This window comes from Sphaerisporangium sp. NPDC005289, assembly GCF_040607455.1.
Taxonomy (GTDB): Bacteria; Actinomycetota; Actinomycetes; order Streptosporangiales; family Streptosporangiaceae; genus Sphaerisporangium; species Sphaerisporangium rhizosphaerae.
Window position 1 is genome coordinate 391,914 of sequence record NZ_JBEXGS010000005.1, and the last position, 23,176, is coordinate 415,089.

Sequence of the window (23,176 nt, forward strand, 5' to 3'; positions counted from 1 at the left end):
CGGGCGCGGTTCTCCGCCCCCGGGCCGGGCCTGGTGCGGTGGCCACGTACGTTCGCTGGGCGCGGTTCTCCGCCCCCGGGCCGGGCCTGGTGCGGTGGCCACGTACGTTCGCTGGGCGCGGTTCTCCGCCCCCGGGCCGGGCCTGGTGCGGTGTCCACGTACGTTCGCTGGGCGCGGTTCTCCGCCCCCGGGCCGGGCCTGGTGCGGTGTCCACGTACGTTCGCTGGGCGCGGCTCTCCATCCCCGGCCACGTGCTGCAGTGATCGGCGCCGGGTCGGCGGGTCGTGGTACGGCGATGCCGGCGCCTGTTACGGCGCCCGAGCCGGTGAACGTTCGTGGACGGCGCACTAGCGCGCCGCCGCTCACCCGACATCTGAGGAAGTGAACCGATGCCGACCTGGTTGTACGCGCCCGCTGAGGAAGTGATCTGATGCCGACCTGGTTGTACGCGCCCGCGGACCGGCCCGCGCTCGTCGCCAAGGCCCTCGCCGGCCCGGCCGGTGTGGTGATCGTCGACCTGGAGGACGCCGTCGCGCCCGGCGACAAGGACCGGGCGCGCGCCGAGGTCGTCGCGCTGCTCGCGACCCCGCGCCCGCGCGTCCAGATCCGGATCAACGACGTGCGCACCCCGTACGGGCAGGCCGACCTACAGGCCATCGGGCCCCTGTGCGCCGGCACCGCGGGCATCCGCGTGCCGAAGGCCGAGTCGGCCGCCGGACTGCGCGAGATCGCCCTCGCGGCTCCCGGCGTCGCGCTCCATCCGCTGGTCGAGTCGGCACTCGGCCTCGAACTGGCCTACGAGATCGCCACGGCCTGCCCGGCCGTCGCGAGCATCGGGCTCGGCGAGGCGGACCTGCGTGCCGATCTCGGCGTCGCCGACGAGACCGGTCTGGCGTGGGCGCGGTCCCGGATCGTGGTCGCCGCCCGCGCCGCAGGGCTGCCCGCTCCCGCCCAGTCGGTCTACACCGCCTTCCGCGACCTGGAAGGGCTGGCCGCCTCCTGCCGCGCCGGCCGCGCCATGGGGTTCCGGGGCCGCGCGGCCATCCACCCCGCCCAGTTGCCGGTCATCGAGGCCGCCTACCGCCCCACCGAGGAGGAGATCGCGGCGGCGAACCAAGTGGTGGCCGCGGGCGGCGCCGGCGCCGTCGCCCTCCCGGACGGCCGCTTCGTCGACGAGGCCGTCGTCCGCCAGGCCAGGGCCCTGCTCGCCGACGCCGCCCGCCCGCCCGGCGCCATCCCCGCCGGCACGGCCTGAACCGGGTCAGGTGCCCGGGAAGGGGTCAGGTGCGCAGGTAGGAGGCGCCGTTGAGGTCGATGATGGCGCCGCTCGCCCACTCGGCGGCCGGCGAGGCCAGATAGAGCACGGCGGCGGCGATCTCCTCCGGCCGGGCCACCCGGTCGAACGGGCTCTGGGCGCGGATCGCGTCGCCGCGCGGAGCCTTCAGGTGCTCGTTGGTCATGTCGGTCTCGACGAAGCCGGGCGCGACGGTGCCCACGGAGATGCCGTGCGGGGCGAGGAAGATGGCCAGCGACTGGCCGAGGGCGTTCATGCCCGCCTTGCTCGCCGCGTACGCCGGAGCGTGCGGCTCCCCGCGGAAGGCCCCGCGCGAGGACACGTTGACGATGCGCCCCCCGGACGGCATGTGGGGCACGGCGCACCAGGTGAGGTTGGCCGCGCCCAGCAGGTTCAGGTCCAGCGTGCGCCGCCACGCCTCCTGCCACTCTTCGTAGGACACCTCGGTGATCGGGTGGGGGAGGAAGACGCCGGCGTTGTTGACCAGCACGTCGATGCCGCCCAGCCCGTCGGCCGCCTCGTCCACCATGCGCCGGACCTGCTCGGGGTCGGCGATGTCGGCCTGGACGACCACGTGCCCGCCGCCCGGCAGCCCGGCCCGCGTCCGCTCGGCCAGCTCGGCCGAATCGCGGTGGTGGACGGCCACGCGGTCGCCCTCGCCCGCGAACGCGGCGGCCACCGCACGTCCGATGCCCCGCGACGCCCCGGTCACCAACACTGCTCGTCCGCTCATTTCGCACAAGCTAGCAACTTCGCCCGGCCGGCCCACCGCCGGGCGGTCCGCCGAGTTCGTCCGTACCACGGCACGGCCGGGCCATCACCGTCCGTTCAGTCCGCATCACTGCACGGCCGGGCCGTCACCGTCCGTCCGGTCCGCACCACGGGTCGGCCGGGCCGTCACCGTCCGTCCGGTCCGCTCCCGGCGATGGACCGGCGATGGCGGCCGGGCGGTCCGACGATCCCGGCGGGCCGGGCCGGAGGGCGCCGTCCCTATGATGGTCCGCCGTTCCGCCGGCCCGCCCCACGAGGAGAACGCATGGAGGTCCACGACCTGCCGGACGCGGAGGACGCGCTCGCGCACGCCGGGCCCATTCGCCACGATCCGCCGGACGACGCCCTGCCGGGGCGGGATCTTCACGACCTTTCAGCCGGGGGCGGCGTACTCGGCCGGGTCGAGCGGGTGGCCCGGCGGGCGTTGCGGCGCTACGACGTCGGGCCGGACGCCGAGGTCATGCTGATCAACGTGTCGGAGAACGCGACGTTCCTGGTCGTCGACGCGGGACGCCGGCTGATCCTGCGGGTGCACCGTCTCGGCTACCACTCGCGCCAGGCGATCGCCTCCGAGCTCGACTGGCTCACCGCGCTGCGTGAGGAGGCGGGCGTGCCGACCCCGCGGGTCGTCCCCGCGCTGGACGGCTCGCGCGTGGTCGGCGTCGCCGACCCGGGCGCGGCCCCGCGCGACTGCGTGATGTTCGCCCACGTTCCCGGCGCCGAACCCGCCGAGCACCGCCTGGGCGAGCACTTCGGGCCGCTCGGTGCGATCACCGCACGCATGCACCTGCACGCCCGCCGCTGGCGGCGGCCGGCCTCGTTCACCCGGTTCCACTGGGACGAGGACGCCGCCTTCGGCCCGCGCCCCCGCTGGGGCCGCTGGCAGGACGGCGCCGGCGTCGGCCGTGAGGAGCACGCGGTGCTCGGCAGGCTGGAGGCCGCCCTGTGCGACCGGCTCGCCCGGTTCGGCAAGGGTCCCGAGCGGTACGGGCTGATCCACGCCGACCTGCGCCTGGCCAACCTCCTGGTAGGCGGCGCCGCGAGCGGGGGACGGGCGGCCACGGCCGCACCGCCCGGCGGCGCGGGTCAGGGTCACCCCGGGGAGTCCACCGCCGGGGCGGCCGTACCGTCCCCTGGCGCTCGGCGGGTCGACCGGGGAACGGCGGGCGTGACGGTCATCGACTTCGACGACTGTGGCTTCGGGTGGTATCTGTACGACCTCGGGGCGGCGCTCAGCTTCATCGAGCACCACCCGGGCGTCCCCGAGATGGCCGAGTCGTGGGCGGGCGGCTACCGCACCGTCCTCGATCTCCCGCGCGAGGACGAGCGGGAGATCTGGACCTTCATCATGCTGCGCCGGCTGCTGCTGGTCGCCTGGATCGGCTCGCACCCGGCCGTGGCCATCGCCCGCGAGCTGGGCGCGGGGTACACCGAGGGCACCTGCGCCCTGGCCGAGCGCTACCTCGCCTCGATCTGACCCCCGGCTTCGCGCAAGGGGGAGCGAACCGGCGGCCGGCCCCACGGCCGGCCCCGGACCGTGCGCACCTCCCGCCCGCGATCGCGGTGGATCCGCCGCCGGCCGCCGCGAACGGGGGGCGTCGGCGCACCGTGACCATGGACGGCCGGGGGCCGCCGGGCGGTGGAAAGTTGCAGACGTACGATGAAAGTTTCCAGCCGGACGGGAACGCCGGCGCCGGGCCGCCGGGCTTACGCGCAGGCCAGGGCGGTGGCTCGCGCGCCCGCGCCGCGACCATGATTGCCCGCACTCGCGCCCCCCGCATACGGTCGTGGACCAGGCTTTGACACCGTGCCTTACACGGCGTAGGGAGCACGTGATGACCGTTGTACCGGTGAAGCGCAGGCGCTTCACCTCCATCCTGACCGTCACCGCCGCCGCCGTCGCCGCGGCCGCCGTTCTCGTCGTCACCCGCCCGATCCCCGCCGGAGCCCTCGCGACCGGCGGTTTCGACTTCACCCGCGCGACGGTCGCCAACACCGGGCTGCAGGTGCCCTGGGGACTGGCCTTCCTGCCCGACGGCAGCGGGCTGGTGTCCGAGCGCGGCACCGCCCGCATCATGCAGGTGCGCCCCGGGGCCACGCCCACGGCCGTGGCCACCGTGCCGAACGTCGTGCCGTCCGGCGAGGGCGGCCTGCTCGGCATCGCGGTCTCACCCACCTACGCGCAGGACCAGTACATCTACGCGTACTACTCGGCCAGCGCCGACAACCGCGTGGTCCGCTTCCGCCTGAACGCGCCGGGCACCCAGCAGGTGCTCGTCTCCGGCATCCCGAAGAACAGCTACCACAACGGCGGGCGTCTCGCCTTCGGCCCCGACGGCATGCTGTACGTGACCACCGGCGACGGCGGGACCACCTCCAACGCCCAGAACCAGAACAGCCTCGGCGGCAAGATCCTGCGCATGACGCCGACCGGCGGGGTGCCGTCGTCGGGCAACCCCTTCCCCAACTCGCTCGTCTACACGCTGGGGCACCGCAACGTCCAGGGCATCGCCTGGGACCCGCAGGGGCGGATGTACGCCAGCGAGTTCGGCCAGGACACCTACGACGAGCTCAACTACATCGTCGCCGGGGGCAACTACGGCTGGCCCACCTGCGAGGGCATGTGCAACAACTCCTCCTTCCGCAACCCACTGGTGACCTGGACCACGGACCAGGCGTCGCCGAGCGGCCTGGCCTACGCCAACGGCACGCTGTTCGCCGGAGCGTTGCGCGGCACGCGGCTGTGGACGGTCGGGGTGAACGGCGGCTCGACCGTCGGCTCCCCGGTCGCCGAGTTGCAGGGGACCTACGGACGGCTGCGCGCGGTCGCGGTCGGCCCCGACGGCTGGCTGTGGGTGACCACGAGCAACCGTGACGGCCGGGGGACCCCGGCGAGCACCGACGACCGCATCATCCGCGTCCCTCCGACGGGCACCACGCCCTCCCCGACGCCGACCGCCACCCCGACGGTGACGCCGACGCCCACGCCGACCCCCACGGTGACGCCGACTCCCACGCCCACTCCGACCCCCACCCCCACGGCGGGACGCGCCTGCGCGGCCACCTACCGGGTCGTCAACCAGTGGTCGAACGGGTTCCAGGGCGAGATCGCGGTGCGCAACTCGGGGACCTCCGCCATCGCGTCGTGGACGGTCACCTTCACCTTCCCCAACGGGCAGACCATCAGCCAGGCGTGGGGCGGCCGGTACACCCAGTCCGGCTCCGCCGTGACGATGCGCAACGAGTCCTGGAACGGCACGCTCCAGCCCAACGGGTCGACCACCGCCGGCTTCAACGCCGGTTGGACCGGGGCGAACGGCGTGCCGGCCACCCTCACCTGCTCCGCCGGCTGACCTGGTGCGGTGATAGGGCTGACCTGATGCGGTGAAAGCAGGCGCCGGGCCGCCTGACCGGGCGGGCTCGGCGCCCGCGAGCGGTCACTGAGCTCCCTGGACCACACCCGCGGAGGCGGCGTCCCGCGACGCCGCCTCCGCCGTCACCCTCCGGACACCGGCGGCATCCGCGGCACCTCACGGTCCCGCGGTCGCCGCCGGTTCTGGTCTTTCCGGTCCTCCGCGCTCCGCGCCTACCGATCAGGGCCGGGACGGCGCCGGTGGGACGAATGGCGTCTTTGGCGGCCGAACCGACCTCCACCCGCCTTCCGGGCCCGCGGGTATCTCCGAGAGGCGTGCCGGGCGTGCGCTCCACGACGTGCGGGCCGCGAACGGGCCGCGAACCGCTGCCCTGTCGGCGTTTCCGTGGGCCTCGCTCCTGCCGTGGCGGCCTTCGGCAAGGAAGCTGGAGCCACCTTTTCGATCAATGCCCGCCATGGTCACGTAATGTGATAGCTATGTGACGGCATGCGATCGGTAACGGGTGGTGTGCGACCGCCCGCACAACGCTATGGAGATGGTAATGCTCGTCAGCGTCCTGGCGGTTGCGGCCGCGGTCGGGGTGGTGGCCGCCGCCGCCTTTCTTTTCCGCAAGCTCGATCACGGCACCGACGACGTGCTCCCCAACGGCCCCGCCGCCGGCCACGCCGGCTCCATGCTGTCGTCCCTGTTCCTGCTGGTCTTCGCCATCGCGGTCGTGGTGCCGTGGACCACGGCCGACTCCGCCCGGCAGAACACCTACACCGAGAGCCGCGCCGCCGTGGAGACCTACTGGGCCGCGGCCGGGCTTCCGTCCCCTGTGGGCGCCCAGGTGCAGCAGCAGCTTCGCGACTACGTCCAGTACGTCGTGCAGAAGGAATGGCCGCTCATGGCCGACGGGCGGCTCAGCCTGGAGGGCGCCTCGCGGCTGGACGCGCTGCGCACTCAGGTGGCGGGCCTGATCGTCACCGGTGACGACGCGAGGGCCGCGAAGAGCGCGACCCTGGACGAACTGAGGGAAGTGTCGGCGGCGCGACGCCAGAGAGGTGCGGACGCCCAGGCCAGACCGCCCGCCGGTGTGCTGCCGCTGACGATCCTGACCGGGTCGATCGTCATCCTCTACCCATTCCTGGCCGGCGCCCGTCCGCGCGGCAAGACGCTCGTGCCGCTGTTCATCATGGCCGGGCTGCTGGGGTTCGGCATCTACCTCACCTGGCAGATCTCCCACGTGTTCTCCAGTGGCCTGTCGGTGGGTCCCGAGGCGTTCAGGTCCGCTCTGGACGAGTTCCAGCGCATCCCGTGGAGCGGATGATGGCGCCCGGTTCCCGCGCCACCGCCCTGCTGGCGGTGCCGCTCGCCACCGCGTCGCTCGCGGGCGTCCTCATGGCCGCCGCCCCCATCCCTCCCTCCAGCGCCGAAGCCGTCCACCCCGCACCGCCCGGCTCCTTGAGGAAGCCTCCCCACCACCCCACCCTCACGCCGCACCGCACACCCCGGCCCCCGGCCGAAGCCCCGAACCATGCGCCGGAAGCGGCGAGACCCAACGCACCGGCCAGGCCGAGCAGGACGTCCCGTACCGCGAGAAAGGTCGGCGTCGAAGTCGAGGCCAGGGCGGGGGCGCGTTCCGGTCCAGGGGTCGCCGACGCCGCTTTGCGCCTGTCGGACGACGACGGCGACCGGCTCGGCGTCCTTCCAGGCGTCGGTCTCTGCCTGGACGTCGACCTGGTGGTGAGCCTGCGGGTCGGCATCACCATCGGCGGCCCGCCCGTCTGCCGGCGTCCGGCCGCCCCGCCCGCACCCGCCCCCGCTCCCACGCCGCCGCCCACCCCGGCCACGCCGCCCCCGCGCACACCGCCCACGCCGGCCCCGCGCACGCCGGCCCCGCGCACGCCGGCCCCGCGCACGCCGGCCCCGCGGGCTCCCACCCCCACCGTCACCTCCTCCCGGGCGCCGTCGTCCCGGCCCCCCGCCCCCGCGGTCCCACCCGGACGGCCGCAGGCGGCGCCTCGCCCGGCGCCGTCTCGGACGGAGGTCACACCGACGCCCTCACCGCCGACGGGCAGGCCCACGCCGGCGGCCGTCGTCCCGTCCGCCGTCCAGCGCCGGCTCCGGGCGGAGGTCCCGCGGCCGCGCCGTCCGCAGCCGCTGGCGACGGTGATGGTCATGGTGGTCCTGTCGCTGGTCATCGCCCTCGCCGCCGGCCTCGCCTTCGGCACCGTCCGCTGACCCATGAGGGGCGGGGTGGGGCCGGTGGCCCTGTGAATGAGGGGAAGGTGCGTAGACTGGGGCGGTGACCGCGACGGATGCCGGGCTCGCCGCAGGCGATTCAGCGCGCCATGACCTGACGGTGGCGAAGATCGCGAAACTCGCCGGGGTGTCGGCGCCCACGGTGTCCCGGGTGATCAACGGCCAGGCCGGGGTCGCGCTCGGCACGCGGCAGCGGGTCGAGGCGGTGCTCCGTGAGCACGGCTACCGCCGCCGCGACACCAGCACCTCTATCGCCATCGTCGAGCTGGTCTTCCACGCCCTCGAGAGCCTGTGGGCCCTTGAGATCATCCGCGGCGTCGAGCAGGCCGCCCGCGAGCGCGAGCTGGCCGTCGTGCTCACCGAGATGCAGGGCAGGCTCACTCCTGGCAAGGCCTGGACCGAGCAGGTGCTCGCCCGGCGTCCGAGCGGTGTCATCACGGTGTTCTCCGAGCTGACCGTGCAGCAGCAGTCGCAGCTCGCCACCCGTTCGATCCCGCTGGTCGTCATCGACCCCACCGGCGAGCCGCTGCACCAGACGCCTTCGGTCGGCGCCACCAACTGGAGCGGCGGGATGGCCGCCACCCGCCACCTGCTCGACCTCGGCCACCGCCGCATCGGCATGCTGAGCGGGCCGACGCAGTGGCCGTGCTGCCGGGCGCGGCTGGACGGCTTCCGCGCCGCGATGGACGCCGCCGGCGTCCCGGTGGACCCCGACCTGGTCCGCGTCAGCACCCTGTACGTCGAGGGCGGCCTGCAGGACGGCGCCGAGCTGCTGAGTCTGCCCGACCCGCCCACGGCCATCTTCACCGCCAACGACCTGCAGGCGTTCGGCGTGTACGAGGCGGCGAGGCGGGCGGGCGCGCGCATCCCCGACGACCTGAGCGTGATCGGCTTCGACGACCTGCCGTTCACCCAGTGGGCCGGCCCGCCGCTGACCACCGTGCGCCAGCCGTTGGTCCAGATGGGAGCCACCGCCGCCCGCATGATCGCCGCCCTCGCCGCGGGGGAGCGACTCGAGCACCACCGGGTCGAACTGGCGACCGAGCTGATCGTCCGCGAGAGCACCGCCCCGCCCGCCCGCGCGTGAGCGCGACCTCGCGGCCACACCCGTACGCTCCCGGCGAGACCGTCCGCTCGGTGGCCTGACGGGGCGCGTCTCATGGCCCGAGGGCTCGGTGGCCTGACGGGGCGCCGTCTCATGGCCCGGGGGCGCAGGATGTGTCCGGGCCATGAGACGGGCGCACCCGGCGGGGAGGCGCCGGGACGGACCTCTCCGCCGCAGAGACGGAGATGTCCGAACAACCGAAAGCCGGCTGCGGGGCGCGCCACCCCGCAGCCGACTTCCGCTCATTCGGGCGGGTCGTGTTGATCTTTAGAAAAGATGGTGAATCCTCGTTTCGCGGGAGCCCTCGGTCATCGCAGGGCCCGGTGGTCGCTCACCTCCCGTCGTGATCAGTAGCCGGAGTTGTTGTTGGAATTGGAGTTGGAGGTCGGCGAGGCCGACGGGCTGGCCGACGCGCTCGGCGCGGGGGTGGAGGTGCCGCCGGCGGCGTCGGCCGGCATGATCAGTCCGATCAGGCCGTGCTGCGCCTTCTGGACGCCGGCGGAGAACCACAGGGCGTTCTCGCCGCCGATGGCCGCGGTGCCGGGCTCGAGGTCCCACAGGCCCTCGATGGCGATCGCCTTGCCGTCGGCCTTGCGCAGCGGGCCGAGATAGCGGCCGTTGCGGTAGGCGTTGATCCAGCCGTCACCGAAGTTGCCCACCAGCAGCGCGCCGGCGTAGGCGCCGAAGCTCGCGGGGGCCTTGATCATCGCCCAGGGCGCGTTCAGGGCGCCGCGGGCGGCCACGCGGCCGGCGAAGCGGCCCGAGGCGGTGAAGCGGCTGATGAAGCCGAAGCCGCGTCCCGCGACCGACTTGCCGGTCTCGGAGTCGCGCTTCGCGTAGGCGACGTACACGGCGTTGCCCACGATCTCGACGTTGAAGGCGGAGTAGTCACGCGGCAGGCCGCGGTCGCGGAAAGCCCACTTCGACAGCCGCACCCTGCTGAAGTCGTCGTCGAAGACGTCGACCCGGTTGTGGGCGAAGTCGGCGGCGAGCAGGAAGCGTCCCCGGTTGGTCGGCATCAGGGCCAGGCCCTTGTAGTCGGCGTGGCGGGTGAAGGCCGCGATGATGGCGTTGCTCGGGTTCACCTCGGCGTTCCAGCCGGTGATGGCGCCGCTGGGGCTGGCGAAGATGAACGTCGCCGGGCCGGAGGCCCCCTTGCTGGAGATCTCGAAGCCCTCGCCGGAGTTGTTGAAGATCTGGCCGGTCGGTGTGCCGCCGGGGATCCAGACCTCGGTCTTCTCCTTGGTGAGCTGGCTCGCGCCGCCCGAGTACACGGTCGCCGTTCCGGTGCCCGCGTTGGAGACCCACAGCGTCTTGCCCATCGCCAGGCCCCAGGGGTTGACCACCTTGGCGTCGGTGACGTCCGCCTTGCCGGCCACGTCCGAGATGAGGGGGATCTCGGCGAATCGGTTCTTGTTATGAGTGGTGGACCTGGTGGACTCCTTGGACTGCGTGGACTCAGCGTGCGCCGGGATCGTGCCGGTGGAAATGCCCAGGACGAGTGCCGCAGCGCAGAGCGTGACGATGCGCGACCGCATCAGGCCTCCTATGTCGTCTGCATGTGCGTACGGACGGAGGTACGCGGCGCCCCCAGACCCGGTTCAAACCGATTTGTAATCTTTCTTTTTCCGGCGGAACGGCGCTGTGGCTCCCAGGTGAGGGCGGGGCCGCCGAGCACGGCGTGGGCCGGATCCGATCGTCCCCATGCCCGTCCTTGACTGCGGGCATGGGAGTGCTGACAATCGGCGCAACCGAACCCGGCGTCACCGACCTCCGCGAAGGCGGGCAGGAGCACCGTGCACCAGGCATCCCTCACGATCGATCCCGCTTTCCGTGTCGCCCCCGTACAGCGGCGCACGTTCGGCTCCTTCGTCGAGCACCTCGGCCGCTGCGTCTACTCCGGCATCTACGAGCCCGGCCACCCCACCGCCGACGAGGACGGCTTCCGCCGCGACGTCCTTGAGCTCACCCGTGAGCTCGGCGTCAGCACCGTGCGCTATCCGGGCGGCAACTTCGTCTCCGGCTACCGCTGGGAGGACGGCATCGGGCCCGTCTCCTCGCGCCCCGCCCGGCTCGACCTGGCCTGGCACTGCACCGAGCCGAACCAGGTCGGCGTGGACGAGTTCGTCCGCTGGGCCCGTAAGGCCGGCGTCGAGCCCATGATGGCCGTCAACCTCGGCACCCGCGGCGTCCAGGAGGCCCTGGACATCCTGGAGTACTGCAACCTCGACTCCGCCACGCACTGGTCGGACCTGCGCGCCGCCAACGGTTCCAAGGAACCGCACGGCATCAGGATGTGGTGCCTGGGTAACGAGATGGACGGGCCCTGGCAGATCGGCCACAAGACCGCCCGCGAGTACGGCAGGCTCGCCGCCGAGACGGCCCGCGCCATGCGCATGATCGACCCGGGCCTGGAACTGGTGGCCTGCGGCAGCTCGGGCTCCTCCATGCCGACCTTCGGCGCCTGGGAGGCCGAGGTCCTGGAGGAGGCCTACGAGCAGGTCGACTACATCTCCTGCCACGCCTACTACGAGGAGAAGGACGGCGACCTGGCGAGCTTCCTCGCCTGCTCCACCGACATGGAGCGGTTCATCGCCTCGGTCGTCGCCACCGCCGACCACGTGCGGGCCAAGCTGCGCGGCACCAAGCGCATCAACGTGTCCTTCGACGAGTGGAACGTCTGGTACCTCAGCCGCTTCCAGGCGGAGCAGTCCAGCGAGCCGCCGAAGGACTGGCCGGTCGCCCCGCCGCTGCTGGAGGACCGCTACCACCTGGCCGACGCCGTGGCCGTAGGCGGCCTGCTCATCACGCTGCTGCGCAACAGCGACCGGGTCACCGCCGCCTGCCAGGCCCAGCTCGTCAACGTCATCGCGCCCATCATGACCGAGCCGGGCGGCCGCGCCTGGCGCCAGACCGTCTTCCACCCCTTCGCCCAGGCGTCCCGACACGCCTCGGGCGAGGTGCTGCGGGTGGAGCCGGTCTCGCCGGCGCACGAGACCGCCGAGTACGGCGAGGTGCCGGCGCTGCACGCCGTCGCCACCCACGACAAGGACGTCACCACCGTCTTCGCCGTCAACCGCTCCACCGACCGGCCGCTCTCGCTCACGCTGGACGTCCGTGCGCTCGGCGCGGTCCGCGTCGTCGAGGCCACCACGCTCAGCGGCCCCGACGTCTACGCCGTCAACACCGCCGACGACCCCGGACGGGTCGTCCCGCGCGCCAACCCCGACGTCGAGACCGACCCCCTGCGCGTCGTCCTGCCCCCCGTCTCCTGGAACGTCATCCGCCTGGCCCACTGACCCACGACCCCCGGTGCCGGGGGAGGACGACGGGCCCGCACCCGGCCACCGGGGGGCTACTCGGGAGCGACGTCCTTGACCTGGGCGACGATCTGGGTGGGGTTGACGAACATCAGAGCGAGCACCAGCAGGGCCGACGACAGCAGCGTGTAGATGACGGCCATCGCGTCGATCGCCTGGGAGGCGCGGATGCCGGGGGTGAAGGCCGCGCTGTAGAGGGCGACGATGAGCGTCTGGCTGTCGGGACCGGCGACCAGGAACGTCAGCTCGAACATCGCCACCGTGCGCACCAGCACCAGGACGCCGGCCGCGAGGATGCCGGGGATGAGCAGCGGGATCAGCACCCGGGTGAACACCTGCCGGGTGCCGGCGCCGCACATGCGGGCCGCCGACTCGATGTCGGTGTCGATCTGCTCGATGAACGGCGTCATGACCAGCACGACGAACGGCAGCGCCGGCACCAGGTTGGCGGCGATCACCCCGGCCATCGTCCCGGCCAGATGGAACTTGTACAGCACGGTGGCCAGCGGGATGCCGTAGGTGATCGGCGGCAGCAGCACCGGCAGCAGGAGCAGCAGCGTCACCGCCCGCTTGCCCGCGAAGTCGCGCCGCGCTAGCGCGTACGCGGCCGGCACGCCGAGCAGCAGGGCCAGCCCGACCACGGCCAGGGCGACCAGCAGGGTCACCTGCAGCACCTCGGCCAGCCCGAACTCCGTCCAGGCGTCCCCGTACCAGGACGCCGTGAACGCCGACGGCAACCAGGTGCCGAACCAGTTCACCGCGAAGGAGTTCACCAGCACCGACATGATCAGCGCGGCCAGGTTGAGCAGGAAGAAGCCAACCCCGATCGGGACGATCCAGGAATGCGGCCGCCACCGTCCGCGCAGGGAAGTGAGAACGGTCACGCGCCCTTGCCTCCCGTCGAACCGGTGTAGAACCGTCCCCGCCACAGCATCACCAGGCCGATGACCAGCAGCTCGAAGACGCCCATGAGGACGGCGATGGCCGAGGCCATCGAGTAGTCGTACTTCTCGAAGGCCGCCTGGTAGGCCGCGATGGCCATCACGCGCGTCTCGCCCGCCGGCTCGCCGACGAGGTTGGCCGAGGGGAACACCGAGAAGGCCAGCACGAACGCCAGGATGAACGTGGTGGCGAGGCCGGGCGCGAGCAGTGGCAGCGTGATGTGCCTGACCCGCTGCCACGGTCCGGCGCCCAGCGTCGCCGCGGCCCGCTCCAACGTCGGGTCGATGCCGGACATGTACGACATGACGAGCAGGAAGGCGAACGGGAACCCGGTGATGAGCAGCGAGAACAGCACGCCCCAGTAGTTGTAGATGAGGCGGACCGGCTCCTCCACCAGGCCGAGGTCCAGCAGCACCCGGTTGAACCAGCCCTTGGGCCCGAGGTAGCGCAGCAGCCCGTCGGCCACCAGCACGGTGCCCAGCGTCACCGGCAGCACCAGGACGGCGGTCAGCAGCCTGCGCCCCCGGAACCGGCCGCGCAGCCGGTAGGCGATCGGCACCGACAGCCCCACGTTGAGCAGCGCGGCCGGCAGCGCGAGGCGCGTGGTCTTCCAGATCGTCGAGCTCTGGTAGGCGTCGCCGAAGAAGGCCCGGTAGTTGGCGAGCATGCCGCCCCCGGATCGCGGCTGCAACGACAGGCCGACCCCGTACAGCATCGGGTACAGGAACAGCGCGACCAGCACCAGCACCGCCGGGACGAGCAGCACCAGCACCCGGTCGATGCCGCGCTCGGCCAGCCGGTGCCGCAGCACGAGCCGCGGCGCCTCGGTGACCGCCATCACCCCTCGCCCCCGGAAGCGCCCCCGGACGTGCCCCCGGAAGCGCCTCCGAAAGCGCCATCGGAACCGCCCCCGGTAGCGCCATCGGAACCGCCCCCGGTAGCGCCATGGGAAGCGCCGCCGGACGTGCCGCCGGTGGCGAACACCAGGACGCGGTCCGCCGGGACGCCGAGGTCCACCTTGTCGCCGGGCGCCATCCGCTCGGGGGAGCGGAAGTGGATAACCCGCCCCGACTCGGTGACGCCCTCCACCGCCATCTCCCTGCCGTGGAACTCGGCGACCTCCACGCTCACCCGCACCGTGTTGGGCCCGGCGCGGCCCATCGTGAAGTCGTCGGGCCGCACCGCCGCCACGGCGCTCGTCCCGTCCAGGTCCTCCTGCGCCACGCCCGTGAGCCGCAGGCCCGGCTCCTCCAGCACCACGCGCCGGCCCTCGCGGGAGGCCACCGGCAGCTCCAGCAGGTTGCGGTAGCCCATGAAGCCCGCCACGTAGGTGTTGCGCGGGAAGGTGTAGACCTGCTCGGGCGTGCCGATCTGCTCCACCACGCCGTGGCGCAGCACGACGACGCGGTCGGCCAGCGCCAGGGCCTCCTCCTGGTCGTGGGTGACGTAGACGGTGGTCAGCCCGAGTGACTGGTGCAGCTTGCGGATCTCGGTGCGCATCTGCAGGCGCAGCTTGGCGTCGAGGTTGGACAGCGGCTCGTCCATGAGCACCAGCCGCGGGCGGATCACCACGGCGCGGGCGATCGCCACCCGCTGCTGCTGGCCGCCGGACAGCCGGCCGGGCAGCTTGTGCGCGTGGTCGGACAGCTCGACCAGCGCGAGCGCCTCGTCCACCCGCCGCGCCATCTCGGCCTTCGGCGTGCCCCGGACGGCCAGCCCGAAGCCGACGTTCTTGCGCACGGTCAGGTGCGGGAACAGCGCGTAGTTCTGGAACACCATGCCGAACCCGCGCTTCTCGGGCGGCAGGGTGTCGATGCGCTCGTCGTCCAGCCGGATGCTGCCGCCGCTCAGCGGCAGCAGCCCGGCCAGGCAGTTGAGCGCGGTGGACTTGCCGCAGCCGGAGGGTCCGAGGAGGGCGAGGAACTCGCCCCCCTCGATGGTCAGGTCCAGCCGGTCCAGGGCGGTGGCCGAGCCGAACCGCCGGGACACCGCCTCCATGCGCAGCGTGCCGAACGCTCCCCGCCCCCGCACGGCCGGCGCCGCCTCGCCGGTGCCCGCGGCCGGTGCGGCGCCGGTCATGATTTGCGCACCTTGTCGCCGCCGATCTCCTTGTCCCACCTGTCGAACGCCGTCACCAGCGCCTTGGCCTCCAGCGGCACGGCCTTGGGGTTCTGCTCGATGAGCCGGTCGTACTCCGGCCGGCCGAAGTCCTTGATCGCCTGCCGGCTCTCCGGCGGAGCCATGTCGATGGTGACGCCCTTCACCGCCGGCCCGGGGTAGAAGTAGCCCTTGTCGTAGGTGATGGCCTGCTGCTGCGGGGTGAGCGCGAACTTCATCAGGTCCAGGACCACGGCGAGCTTCTCGCCGGTGACGCCCTTGGGGACGACCATGTAGTGCGCGTCGGTCACCCAGGTGAAGCCTTCCAGCGTGGTGGTCCTGAAGTCCTTGGGCACCTGACCGAGGACCCGCGGGTTGATGTCCCAGCCGGTGGTGGTGACGATGATGTCGCGGGTGCCCTCGCCGAGCTCCTGCATCGTCTGGGAGGTGCCGGTGGGGTAGTACTCGACGTACCGGCCGAGGTCCTTGAGGTACTTCCAGGTTTTGGCCCAGCCGTTGACCGGGTCCTTTGGGTCGCGGTCCTTGAGGATGTAGGGCAGGCCCATGAGGAAGGTGCGGCCGGGTCCGGAGTTGGCCGGCCGGGCGTACTCCAGCTTCTTGGGGTGCGCCCTGGCCCAGGCGAGCAGCTCTTCGGCGGTCTTGGGCGGGTTCGGCACCTTGGCCGGGTTGTACTCGATGAGCGGTCCGGAGGGGTAGTAGGTGACGACGACGCCCTTGCCCCGCGCGAGCTCCTGCATCTTGGCGGCCGGTTCCAGGTAGGCGCCGAGGTCGGGCAGCTTGTCGCCGTACTTCCCTGCCAGGTCCACCCACAGGTTCTGCTCCAGCCCGGCGGACAGGCCGTCGGTGCCGGTGAGCACCAGGTCGATGTCCAGGCGCTGCGCGTCCTGCTGCGCCTTGATCTTGCCGGCCAGTTCCGGGGCGGTCACCTTGGAGTAGGTGATCTTGCTGACGGCCTTGGGGTGCGAAGCCTTGTAGTTGTCGAAGATCTGCTGGGTGAGCTGCAGGTTTCCGGCGACGTCCACGATGTTCAGCGTCACCGGTGACTGCGGCATCTTCACGTCGGCCGCGGCGGGCTCGGGGGCGAAGGCCTGGCCCGCGTCGGGCGCGCCGCACGCGACCAGGCCCAGGACGAGACAGCCGGCCAGGACGGTGAGTCGGGGAGATCTCATGGGGGGTGATCCTCCTTAGTGGGCCGGGGAGCGCCGGGACTTTCGGAGGCGACGTTTCAGGGCGCACACCAGAATGAAAACGTCTGGTGAAATATGTCAATAGGTCGGCACGTCGATGTACTGATATACCAGGACTGGTGCCGGGAGCCGTGCCGCGCGCTCATGAAAGGGAAGATGGCGATGCTGGATGACGTCAGGCGGGCGCTCGCGTCGGTGGTGGCCGTACCGGTCACCCCGTTCGACGACACCGGCCGCATCGACGAGAAGGCCTACGCCGCCGTGGTCTCGCGGATGGCCGTGGCGGGCATCACCGCCGTCACGCCGAACGGCAACACCGGGGAGTTCTACTCGCTGTCATCGCGGGAGCTCGACCGCGCGGTCGCGCTCGCGGTGGAGTCGGCGGGCCCGGCGCGCGTCATCGCAGGGGTCGGGCACGACGCCCGGCAGGCCGCTCTGCTCGCCGCCGGCGCTGCCCGGCTCGGGGCGCACGCCGTCATGGTCCACCAGCCCGTGCATCCCTACCAGTCAGAAGAGGGCTGGGTCGACTACCACCGGGCCGTCGCCGAGGCCGTCCCCGAGCTCGCGGTCGTCTGCTACCTGCGCTCGCCCCTGATCACGGCCGGGACGCTGCGGGCACTGGTGGGTGCGTGCCCCAACGTGACCGGGGTCAAGTACGCGCACCCCGACCCGGTGCGCTTCGCCGAGATGGCGGCCGGGGTGCCCGAGGTGACCTGGGTGTGCGGGCTGGCCGAGAGCTGGGCGCCGTTCTACTGGATGGGCGGGGCTCGCGGGTTCACCTCCGGCCTGGCCGCCATCGTCCCCGAGCTGTCGCTCGAACTGCACCGCCTGCTCGAGGCCGGCGACGCCCGGGGCGCGATGCGGCTGTGGGCGCGGCTCAAGCCCATCGAGGACCTGCGCGCCCGGCACGGCAACGCCGGCAACGTCTCGGTGCTCAAGGAGGCGCTGGCCCAGCTCGGCCTGTGCCGCCGCGACGTCCGCCCGCCGATCTCCCCGCTGCCGGCCGCGGAGCGCGGGGAGGTCGCCGCCATCCTGCGCTCCCTGGACCTCCCGGCCGGCCCGGGGTGACGCGGCCAGGAGATCATGGACATGACCGGCGGAGCGGTACCGAGGCGACAGGAGCGGAGAACGTGGGCGAGGAACGGCGGAACGGCGCAGAGGGCGCGGGGGCGAAGGGTGCGGGGGCGACGGGGGGGCAGGACGGCCGCGAGGTGATCGCACCCGAGGTCTTCGAGGCGCTGAGGCGGGTGTCGACGGCGACGATCACCACCCAGCTCTTCGGCCGCGGCCTGCGCAACACCTTCCTGGCCGGGCTGCGCCCGCTCAACCCCGCGTGCACCCGGATGGTGGGGGAGGCGTTCACGCTGCGCCACATCCCCGCCCGCGAGGACCTCGACGTGCTGTCGGTGTTCAAGGACTACGACCACCCGCAGCGGCTCGCGGTCGAGTCGGTCGGCCCGGGACAGGTGCTGGTCATGGACTGCCGGGGCCAGACCCGCGCCGCCTCGATCGGCGGCATCCTCGCCACCCGCCTGCTGCGGCGAGGCGCCGCCGGGCTGGTCACCGACGGGGCGGTCCGCGACTCGCCGTTCTTCGCCGAGCTGGACCTGCCCGCCTTCGCCGCGGGCGTGTGCGCGACGACCAACCTCGCCCGGCACCACGCGATCGACCTGCAGGTGCCCATCGGCTGCGCCGAGGTGCCGGTGTACCCCGGGGACGTCATCGTGTCCGACGCGGAGGGGGTGGTCTGCGTGCCGCGCCATCTGGCGGCCGAGGTGGCCCGCGACGCCCTGGAGCAGGAGCACCTGGAGGAGTTCATCCAGGCGGAGGTCGAGGGCGGGGCCCCACTGCGTGGCACCTACCCGCCGGACGAGGACACCCTGCGCCGCTACCGCGCCCGCTGACGCCGCGCCCGCGCCCGGCCGCCGTGGGCGCCGCCGGGCGCCGCGAGCGCGTCGAGGGCCGGCCATGACCTGACGTTGACCCTGGCGCGGACCTCGGCCGGACCTCGGCGCGGATCCCGGTGCCGACGCGGTGCGGGCCTTGGTGCAGGTCCCGGGGCGGACTCATGTGAGGATCGGCGAGGATCCCGTTGAGCCTTGGTGACGGCTTGGCGGGCCGGTCGCGTCCCCATCTGGACACGGAGAGTATCCATTTGCTCACTTTGTGCCATGGACACACAGAGTCAGGAGTCGGATACTCAACGTGTCAACAAGTCACCCCCGGTGACTCGGGCGCCCCGGCGGCACATCGCCGGCGATCCCGTGACGCCGTGAGGCCGCGCGAGCGCCGGGGAACGCCAATAGGAGAGCGATGCACCCGAAGAAGTCCACCGCCCTCGCCCTGTCGGTCCTGATGGCGGGCGCCTGCCTCGCCACCGCCGCCTCGGCGAGCGCCGACACCACCCCCGCCGGTGCCCCGCCCGGGCCCGTCCACGCCCTGCCCCCGGGCTACCAGCTCGTCACGCTGCCCAACGCCAACGTCCCGAACTTCCAGCGCCGCACCCTCTACTGCCCCGGCTCCAAGCACGTCCTCGGCGGCGGCGCCGAAGCCCGGGGCAACCGCGCGATCCTGGTCGGCTCCTTCCCGACCGACGACGGGCGCGGCTGGATCGGGCTCGGCCGCCAGGACGGCTACAACGACGTCGGCATCAGCGTCTTCGCCATCTGCGCCGATTGACCCTCGCCCCACCCCGTCGGCCCCGGGCCCACCCCGGGGCCGGCCCCTTTTCCACCGCCGCCCACCGCGGCTCCGGCGTGCCCGCATCGAAGGGGAGGACGCCGCCGGCGCCGGTCGGGCGACCGCGGCCCATCCCGTCGCCGGCCACCACCGCCCGCCCGGAACCGGGGTTTCAGCCGGATGGGCGCGGCTTGAGCATCCACAGGCCCGTGCCGTACATCGCGAGCCCGAGCACGATGAACGCGGCCGCCACCGGGTAGCGCAGGCCGGGCGGCATGTACGTGGCCAGGAACCAGGTGTGGCGCAGCATGCCGTTGCCGACGAAGACGGCCGCGACGACGCCTTGCGGGAACAGCGGGATGGCACCGAAGCCGAAGCACCACCAGGTGATCGCCTTCCGCGTCTTGGACAGCTCGTCGAAGCGGGACCTCGCCGTCGGCCGCGGCCTGCGTCCGGTCCGCATCGTCTCCAGCAATTCGGGGCCGTGCGAGCGCAGCCGCCGCTCGGCGAGCAGGCCGAAGCCCCACGCGAACAGCACCCCGGTCACGACGCCGACGGCCACGCCCGCCCAGCCGAACCACAACGCGGCCAGCCCCGCCGGCACACCGGTGAGGAGCACCAGCGCGAGCGCCAGGTAGGCCAGCCCGGTCAGCCCGCCGTCGTCCTCACTGGTGCGCAGCGGATTGCCCGCGCGGCGGTGCGGGTCGGTGCCGGGCACCAGCCCGTACACCGAGATCAGAGGAACCAGCCCGGTCGCGCCGCCCAGCAGGGCGGGCAGCAGCGCCAGCATCAGCGGCCACGGGCCGCCGGTGATCGCGGTGAACGCCACGGTGATCACGATCGCCACCGGGGCCTGCGCCGACAGCCAGGCCAGCTGCCTGCCGCGCACGTCGTCCACGCCGGGCGTCATCAGCGTCAGCCACAGCGCCGTGCCGTCGGTCCCGTACAGGTTGGCGGTCATGGCCGCGGCCATCACGATGAAGATCGGGCCGGCGTAAGGAAGCATGCCGTCCCAGCCGAGGATCAGCGGGCTGGCCCCGAAGCAGACGCCGTACGACAGCGCGAAGGTCAGCTGGTGGGTGCGTACCAGGTCGCGCGACCAGGTGCGCAGCTCCTTGGCGACGATCGCGCCGTTGACCGTGGCCGCCGTCATCGGGCGCCTGCCGCGTGCGGAGGGCCGCGTCGCGCCCGCGCGCCTGCCGAGCAGGGCGGCCCACGCGCCCAGGAGCAGCAGCACCAGTACGGCCAGCGCCGCCAGCGCCCGCCAGTCGCCCTGGACGGCCAGCAGGCCCCACCCGGAAGGCAGGTACCAGACCGCGGAGGGCACGCCCGTCTGGCCGAAGGCCCAGAAGAAGACCCAGATCTGGCCGAGCGCCGCCAGGATCGCGCCGTTGAGCACCCCGGAGGCGACGGCGCCCAGGCGTGAGCGCAGCGCCAGCCCGACCACCGCGACCGACACCTTGGACAGCAGGACGAACACGGCCAGCTGCAACACCATCGCGGGCACGGCCAGCAGAGCGTTGACGGGGCCGAGCCGTACACCCGCCACCAGCAGGCCGAGCAGCGCGGTCAGGCTGACCAGCGGCGCGACGCCGACGAAGGCCGCCGCCAGCAGGCCCGCCGCCAGGCGGCGAGGAGGAAGGCCGAGCAATGAGAAGTACTCCGGCCGCAACGTCTCGTCGCCGCCGCCCATGAAGGCGGGCCCGAGCATCCAGCCCAGCATCCACACCGCGTATCCGGCCGCCAGCAGGTCCGGGCCGGCGAACGCCAGGTAGATCGTCCCGGCGGCGAACAGCACGCCTAGCGCGGCTCCGGTGGCCGCGGTCTGCGCGCGCCCGCCGTGGAAGGCGTGGCGCAGCACCGCGACCTTCATCTGGGCCATGGTCAGCGCGACAGCCACGAGAGCTCCTTGACCCCGGTGTCCCGGTCACCGACGAGCTCGACGAAGGTGTCCTCCAGCGACCGCGCGCCGCGTACCTCGTCCAGCGTGCCGGCGGCGGCCACCGTCCCCTTGTCGATCACCGCGACGTGGTCGCACAGTTGCTCCACCAACGCCATCACGTGGCTGGAGAGGACGATCGAGCCGCCGCCGGCGACGAAGCCGCGCAGCATCGTCTTGATCGTGGCGGCCGACACCGGGTCCACCGCCTCGAACGGCTCGTCCAGCACCAGCAGCCGCGGCGCGTGCAGCAGCGCGGTGGCCAGGCCGATCTTCTTGCGCATGCCGGTCGAGTACTCGATGACCAACGTCCGCTCCGCGCCGTCCAGCTCCAGGACGGTCAGCAGCTCGTCGGCGCGCTGGGCCACCACCTCCTTGGCCAGGCCGCGCAGCAGACCCAGGTAGGTGAGCACCTCGCGCCCGGTCAGCCGTTCGGGCATGGCCAGCCCGTCGGGCAGGACCCCCACCATGGCCTTGGCCCGCTCGGGGGCGGACCAGACGTCCTCGCCGAAGATCCGGGCACTGCCGTGGTCGGGCCGCAGCAGGCCGACCGCCATGGACAGCGTGGTGGTCTTGCCCGCGCCGTTCTGGCCGACGAGCCCGAAGAAGGAGCCCTGGGGCACGCGTAGGTCGATGGCGTCGACGGCGAGGTTCTCGCCGAATCTCTTGGTCAGCCCGCTGATCTCCAGCGCTGGCGTCATGGTGTCGTCCTCCGGGGGGTTCCCGCCGGCCCGAGGAGGGCCCGTCACGGTCGTGGGCGAAGCTCGGGTGTGGGGTCGCCGCGGCCGGCGGGTCCGCGAGTGGACGCGGTACCTGTTCACACGGTGGTCGGTGGGTGGGCGGACGCCCTTCGGGTTCGGGAAGCCAGGCGTCGCCGGGTACGGCGAGCCGGTCGTGGGCGGCGGCGGGCTCGTGCAGTGCGCGCAGACCGGCGTGGTGGCCGTCGGCGTGCGAGATCATTATCCAGGGAGACGCCGCGACCCAGGCCCACGAGCGGCCGGGAGGACGGGCGGTCGCCGACTACTGCGGTGACCACATACGTTCACCATGCGCGGCTCTCCATCCCCGGCCACGTGCTGGAGGTGATCGGCGCCGGATCGGCGGGTCGTGGTACGGCGAGGCCGGCGCCGGTTGCGGCGCCCGAGCCGGTGAACGTTCGTGGCCGGCGCACTACGTCACGTGGCGCACCTACAACCACCGCCAGAACCCTTGGACGAGTGAGCTGGAGCTGCGGGATCGCCGGCGCAGGCGGGATAGGTCAGTCCTTGTCCTGGGAGCGGGCGAGGTGGGTGACGGTGCGCTTGACGTGCGCTCTGGTCAGGCGCTCGGCCAGGGCGGCGTTGCCGCTCGCCACGGCGGCCAGGATCTCCTCGTGCTCGGCGTGCTCCTCGCGCCAGGTGGGCCAGCGCCGCCACAGCACGCTGACGGTACCGAGCGCGGTGAGATCTTGCAGGTTGTCCAGCTGCGCGGAGACCAGCTCGTTGTCGCAGCCCGAGTACAGCGCCCGGTGGAAGCGGCGGTTGGCCAGGCTCAGGGCCGTCGGGTCCTCGCCCGACAGCAGTTCGCCGGCCTCGCCGAGCGCCCCGCGCGCGTCCGCGAGGGTGCCGGCGCGTCCCGCGCGCGTGGAGGAGGCCACCGCCCACGGTTCGAGCAGCAGGCGGAGCTCCTGCGCCTTGCGCAGGTCGGCGGCGTCCAGCACCCGCACGCTGACCCCGCGGTTGGGGCTGATGACGACGAGCCCGGTGGAGGCCAGGCCGATCAACGCCTCACGCACCGGCGTCTTGGACACGCCTAGCTGCTCGGCGAGTCGGCGTTCCACGAGCGTCTCGCCGGGCCTGATCCGGCCGGACAGGATGGCGGCCCTGATGGAGTCGGCCACGAGGTCGGTGCGCGTGATCGACCGTGCCACGGGCCGCAGGACCGGTTCCTCCGAGATGTTGTACACCGGTATATCGTCCCGCACGTCCACCCCCTCGTTCACGCCGCTCCGCGACGAGGCCCCGGCGGCGCCGGCCGCCGATGCCGATGATCTACAATGTAAAGGCACTCGCCGGGAAGCGACCGTCCTCCCGCCCCTCAGACCGCTTCCACCGTCTTCTTCCGTCCCGCCTAGTGTCATGCGCCTGAAATTCGTCACTTAAATTTCTATGATTGCCGCATGTCGTCTTCGGGGCCGTCTGCGGTGGAGATCAAGCTGACCGAT

The 23,176-nt window shown here is 72.7% G+C and carries 19 protein-coding genes; 10 read left to right on the forward strand and 9 right to left on the reverse strand.

The genetic code is table 11. The features are described 5' to 3' along the window. Positions 1 to 430: 430 nt before the first annotated feature. Positions 431 to 1,255: a CoA ester lyase gene (locus tag ABZT47_RS12410; RefSeq protein WP_354839640.1), complete on the forward strand. Its 825-nt coding sequence runs from the start codon at positions 431 to 433 to the stop codon at positions 1,253 to 1,255. Between the two features lie 25 nt (positions 1,256 to 1,280). Here ABZT47_RS12410 and ABZT47_RS12415 read toward each other — a convergent pair whose 3' ends face one another. After that, positions 1,281 to 2,027: an SDR family oxidoreductase gene (locus ABZT47_RS12415; RefSeq protein ID WP_354839643.1), complete on the reverse strand. Its 747-nt coding sequence runs from the start codon at positions 2,025 to 2,027 to the stop codon at positions 1,281 to 1,283. A 303-nt stretch (positions 2,028 to 2,330) separates the two neighbouring features. Between ABZT47_RS12415 and ABZT47_RS12420 the strand changes: the two genes are divergently transcribed. From ABZT47_RS12420 to ABZT47_RS12440, 5 genes are all read left to right on the forward strand, one after another. Continuing rightward, positions 2,331 to 3,542, forward strand: a complete 1,212-nt coding sequence (locus ABZT47_RS12420) for a phosphotransferase (protein ID WP_354839646.1) — start codon at positions 2,331 to 2,333, stop codon at positions 3,540 to 3,542. A gap of 358 nt (positions 3,543 to 3,900) precedes the next feature. Next, positions 3,901 to 5,418, forward strand: coding sequence for a PQQ-dependent sugar dehydrogenase (locus ABZT47_RS12425; protein ID WP_354839648.1), 1,518 nt, complete (start codon positions 3,901 to 3,903; stop codon positions 5,416 to 5,418). A gap of 562 nt (positions 5,419 to 5,980) precedes the next feature. Further along, positions 5,981 to 6,748, forward strand: a complete 768-nt coding sequence (locus ABZT47_RS12430; protein WP_354839651.1) for a hypothetical protein — start codon at positions 5,981 to 5,983, stop codon at positions 6,746 to 6,748. Beyond that, complete coding sequence (locus ABZT47_RS12435; RefSeq protein ID WP_354839654.1) at positions 6,748 to 7,662, forward strand: hypothetical protein; 915 nt, start codon at positions 6,748 to 6,750, stop codon at positions 7,660 to 7,662. The genes ABZT47_RS12430 and ABZT47_RS12435 overlap by 1 nt, the downstream gene beginning before the upstream one ends. Before the next feature lie 64 nt (positions 7,663 to 7,726). Next, positions 7,727 to 8,770: a LacI family DNA-binding transcriptional regulator gene (locus tag ABZT47_RS12440; RefSeq protein WP_354839657.1), complete on the forward strand. Its 1,044-nt coding sequence runs from the start codon at positions 7,727 to 7,729 to the stop codon at positions 8,768 to 8,770. 365 nt (positions 8,771 to 9,135) lie between these two features. Here the strand turns inward: ABZT47_RS12440 and ABZT47_RS12445 are convergent, their stop codons facing one another. Next, positions 9,136 to 10,326: a TIGR03118 family protein gene (locus ABZT47_RS12445; protein ID WP_354839660.1), complete on the reverse strand. Its 1,191-nt coding sequence runs from the start codon at positions 10,324 to 10,326 to the stop codon at positions 9,136 to 9,138. 258 nt (positions 10,327 to 10,584) lie between these two features. On the opposite strand from ABZT47_RS12445, the gene ABZT47_RS12450 reads away from it, so the two are divergent. Continuing rightward, positions 10,585 to 12,087, forward strand: a complete 1,503-nt coding sequence (locus ABZT47_RS12450) for an alpha-N-arabinofuranosidase (RefSeq protein WP_354839663.1) — start codon at positions 10,585 to 10,587, stop codon at positions 12,085 to 12,087. Between the two features lie 56 nt (positions 12,088 to 12,143). Here ABZT47_RS12450 and ABZT47_RS12455 read toward each other — a convergent pair whose 3' ends face one another. The 4 genes from ABZT47_RS12455 to ABZT47_RS12470 are packed head-to-tail and all read right to left on the reverse strand — an operon-like array spanning position 12,144 to position 16,337. Continuing rightward, entirely contained in the window at positions 12,144 to 12,992 is an 849-nt protein-coding gene (locus ABZT47_RS12455; RefSeq protein WP_354839666.1) for an ABC transporter permease subunit, read from the reverse strand. Then, positions 12,989 to 13,888 (reverse strand): ABC transporter permease subunit, encoded by a 900-nt coding sequence (locus tag ABZT47_RS12460; RefSeq protein ID WP_354839669.1) that lies wholly within the window; start codon positions 13,886 to 13,888, stop codon positions 12,989 to 12,991. The genes ABZT47_RS12455 and ABZT47_RS12460 overlap by 4 nt, the downstream gene beginning before the upstream one ends. Beyond that, entirely contained in the window at positions 13,888 to 15,129 is a 1,242-nt protein-coding gene (locus ABZT47_RS12465) for an ABC transporter ATP-binding protein (RefSeq protein WP_354839672.1), read from the reverse strand. Before ABZT47_RS12465 ends, ABZT47_RS12460 begins: the two co-directional genes overlap by 1 nt. Next, positions 15,126 to 16,337, reverse strand: a complete 1,212-nt coding sequence (locus ABZT47_RS12470; protein WP_354839675.1) for an extracellular solute-binding protein — start codon at positions 16,335 to 16,337, stop codon at positions 15,126 to 15,128. The genes ABZT47_RS12465 and ABZT47_RS12470 overlap by 4 nt, the downstream gene beginning before the upstream one ends. A 174-nt stretch (positions 16,338 to 16,511) precedes the next feature. On the opposite strand from ABZT47_RS12470, the gene ABZT47_RS12475 reads away from it, so the two are divergent. From ABZT47_RS12475 to ABZT47_RS12485, 3 genes are all read left to right on the forward strand, one after another. Then, positions 16,512 to 17,423, forward strand: a complete 912-nt coding sequence (locus tag ABZT47_RS12475) for a dihydrodipicolinate synthase family protein (RefSeq protein WP_354839678.1) — start codon at positions 16,512 to 16,514, stop codon at positions 17,421 to 17,423. A 62-nt stretch (positions 17,424 to 17,485) separates the two neighbouring features. After that, a complete protein-coding gene (locus ABZT47_RS12480; RefSeq protein WP_354839680.1) occupies positions 17,486 to 18,259 on the forward strand; it encodes a ribonuclease activity regulator RraA in 774 nt (257 codons plus the stop codon). 409 nt (positions 18,260 to 18,668) lie between these two features. Then, positions 18,669 to 19,034 (forward strand): hypothetical protein, encoded by a 366-nt coding sequence (locus tag ABZT47_RS12485; protein ID WP_354839683.1) that lies wholly within the window; start codon positions 18,669 to 18,671, stop codon positions 19,032 to 19,034. Positions 19,035 to 19,206: 172 nt separating this feature from the next. On the opposite strand, the gene ABZT47_RS12490 is transcribed toward ABZT47_RS12485, so the two are convergent. The 3 genes from ABZT47_RS12490 to ABZT47_RS12500 form a co-directional block, all read right to left on the reverse strand. Beyond that, positions 19,207 to 20,934, reverse strand: a complete 1,728-nt coding sequence (locus ABZT47_RS12490) for a hypothetical protein (RefSeq protein ID WP_354839686.1) — start codon at positions 20,932 to 20,934, stop codon at positions 19,207 to 19,209. Further along, positions 20,919 to 21,674, reverse strand: a complete 756-nt coding sequence (locus ABZT47_RS12495) for an ABC transporter ATP-binding protein (RefSeq protein WP_354839689.1) — start codon at positions 21,672 to 21,674, stop codon at positions 20,919 to 20,921. The genes ABZT47_RS12490 and ABZT47_RS12495 overlap by 16 nt, the downstream gene beginning before the upstream one ends. Positions 21,675 to 22,231: 557 nt before the next feature. Next, positions 22,232 to 22,954: a GntR family transcriptional regulator gene (locus ABZT47_RS12500; protein ID WP_354839692.1), complete on the reverse strand. Its 723-nt coding sequence runs from the start codon at positions 22,952 to 22,954 to the stop codon at positions 22,232 to 22,234. Positions 22,955 to 23,176: the final 222 nt, after the last annotated feature.

Bases quoted from the DNA above. Each gene is read 5' to 3' on its own strand.
- ABZT47_RS12410 (WP_354839640.1), top strand. From the start codon at position 431: ATGCCGACCTGGTTGTACGCGCCCGCGGACCGGCCCGCGCTCGTCGCC.
- ABZT47_RS12435 (WP_354839654.1), top strand. From the start codon at position 6,748: ATGGCGCCCGGTTCCCGCGCCACCGCCCTGCTGGCGGTGCCGCTCGCC.
- ABZT47_RS12425 (WP_354839648.1), top strand. From the start codon at position 3,901: ATGACCGTTGTACCGGTGAAGCGCAGGCGCTTCACCTCCATCCTGACC.
- ABZT47_RS12470 (WP_354839675.1), bottom strand. From the start codon at position 16,337: ATGAGATCTCCCCGACTCACCGTCCTGGCCGGCTGTCTCGTCCTGGGC.
- ABZT47_RS12485 (WP_354839683.1), top strand. From the start codon at position 18,669: ATGCACCCGAAGAAGTCCACCGCCCTCGCCCTGTCGGTCCTGATGGCG.
- ABZT47_RS12460 (WP_354839669.1), bottom strand. From the start codon at position 13,888: ATGGCGGTCACCGAGGCGCCGCGGCTCGTGCTGCGGCACCGGCTGGCC.
- ABZT47_RS12465 (WP_354839672.1), bottom strand. From the start codon at position 15,129: ATGACCGGCGCCGCACCGGCCGCGGGCACCGGCGAGGCGGCGCCGGCC.
- ABZT47_RS12445 (WP_354839660.1), bottom strand. From the start codon at position 10,326: ATGCGGTCGCGCATCGTCACGCTCTGCGCTGCGGCACTCGTCCTGGGC.
- ABZT47_RS12475 (WP_354839678.1), top strand. From the start codon at position 16,512: ATGGCGATGCTGGATGACGTCAGGCGGGCGCTCGCGTCGGTGGTGGCC.
- ABZT47_RS12415 (WP_354839643.1), bottom strand. From the start codon at position 2,027: ATGAGCGGACGAGCAGTGTTGGTGACCGGGGCGTCGCGGGGCATCGGA.
- ABZT47_RS12420 (WP_354839646.1), top strand. From the start codon at position 2,331: ATGGAGGTCCACGACCTGCCGGACGCGGAGGACGCGCTCGCGCACGCC.
- ABZT47_RS12495 (WP_354839689.1), bottom strand. From the start codon at position 21,674: ATGACGCCAGCGCTGGAGATCAGCGGGCTGACCAAGAGATTCGGCGAG.
- ABZT47_RS12430 (WP_354839651.1), top strand. From the start codon at position 5,981: ATGCTCGTCAGCGTCCTGGCGGTTGCGGCCGCGGTCGGGGTGGTGGCC.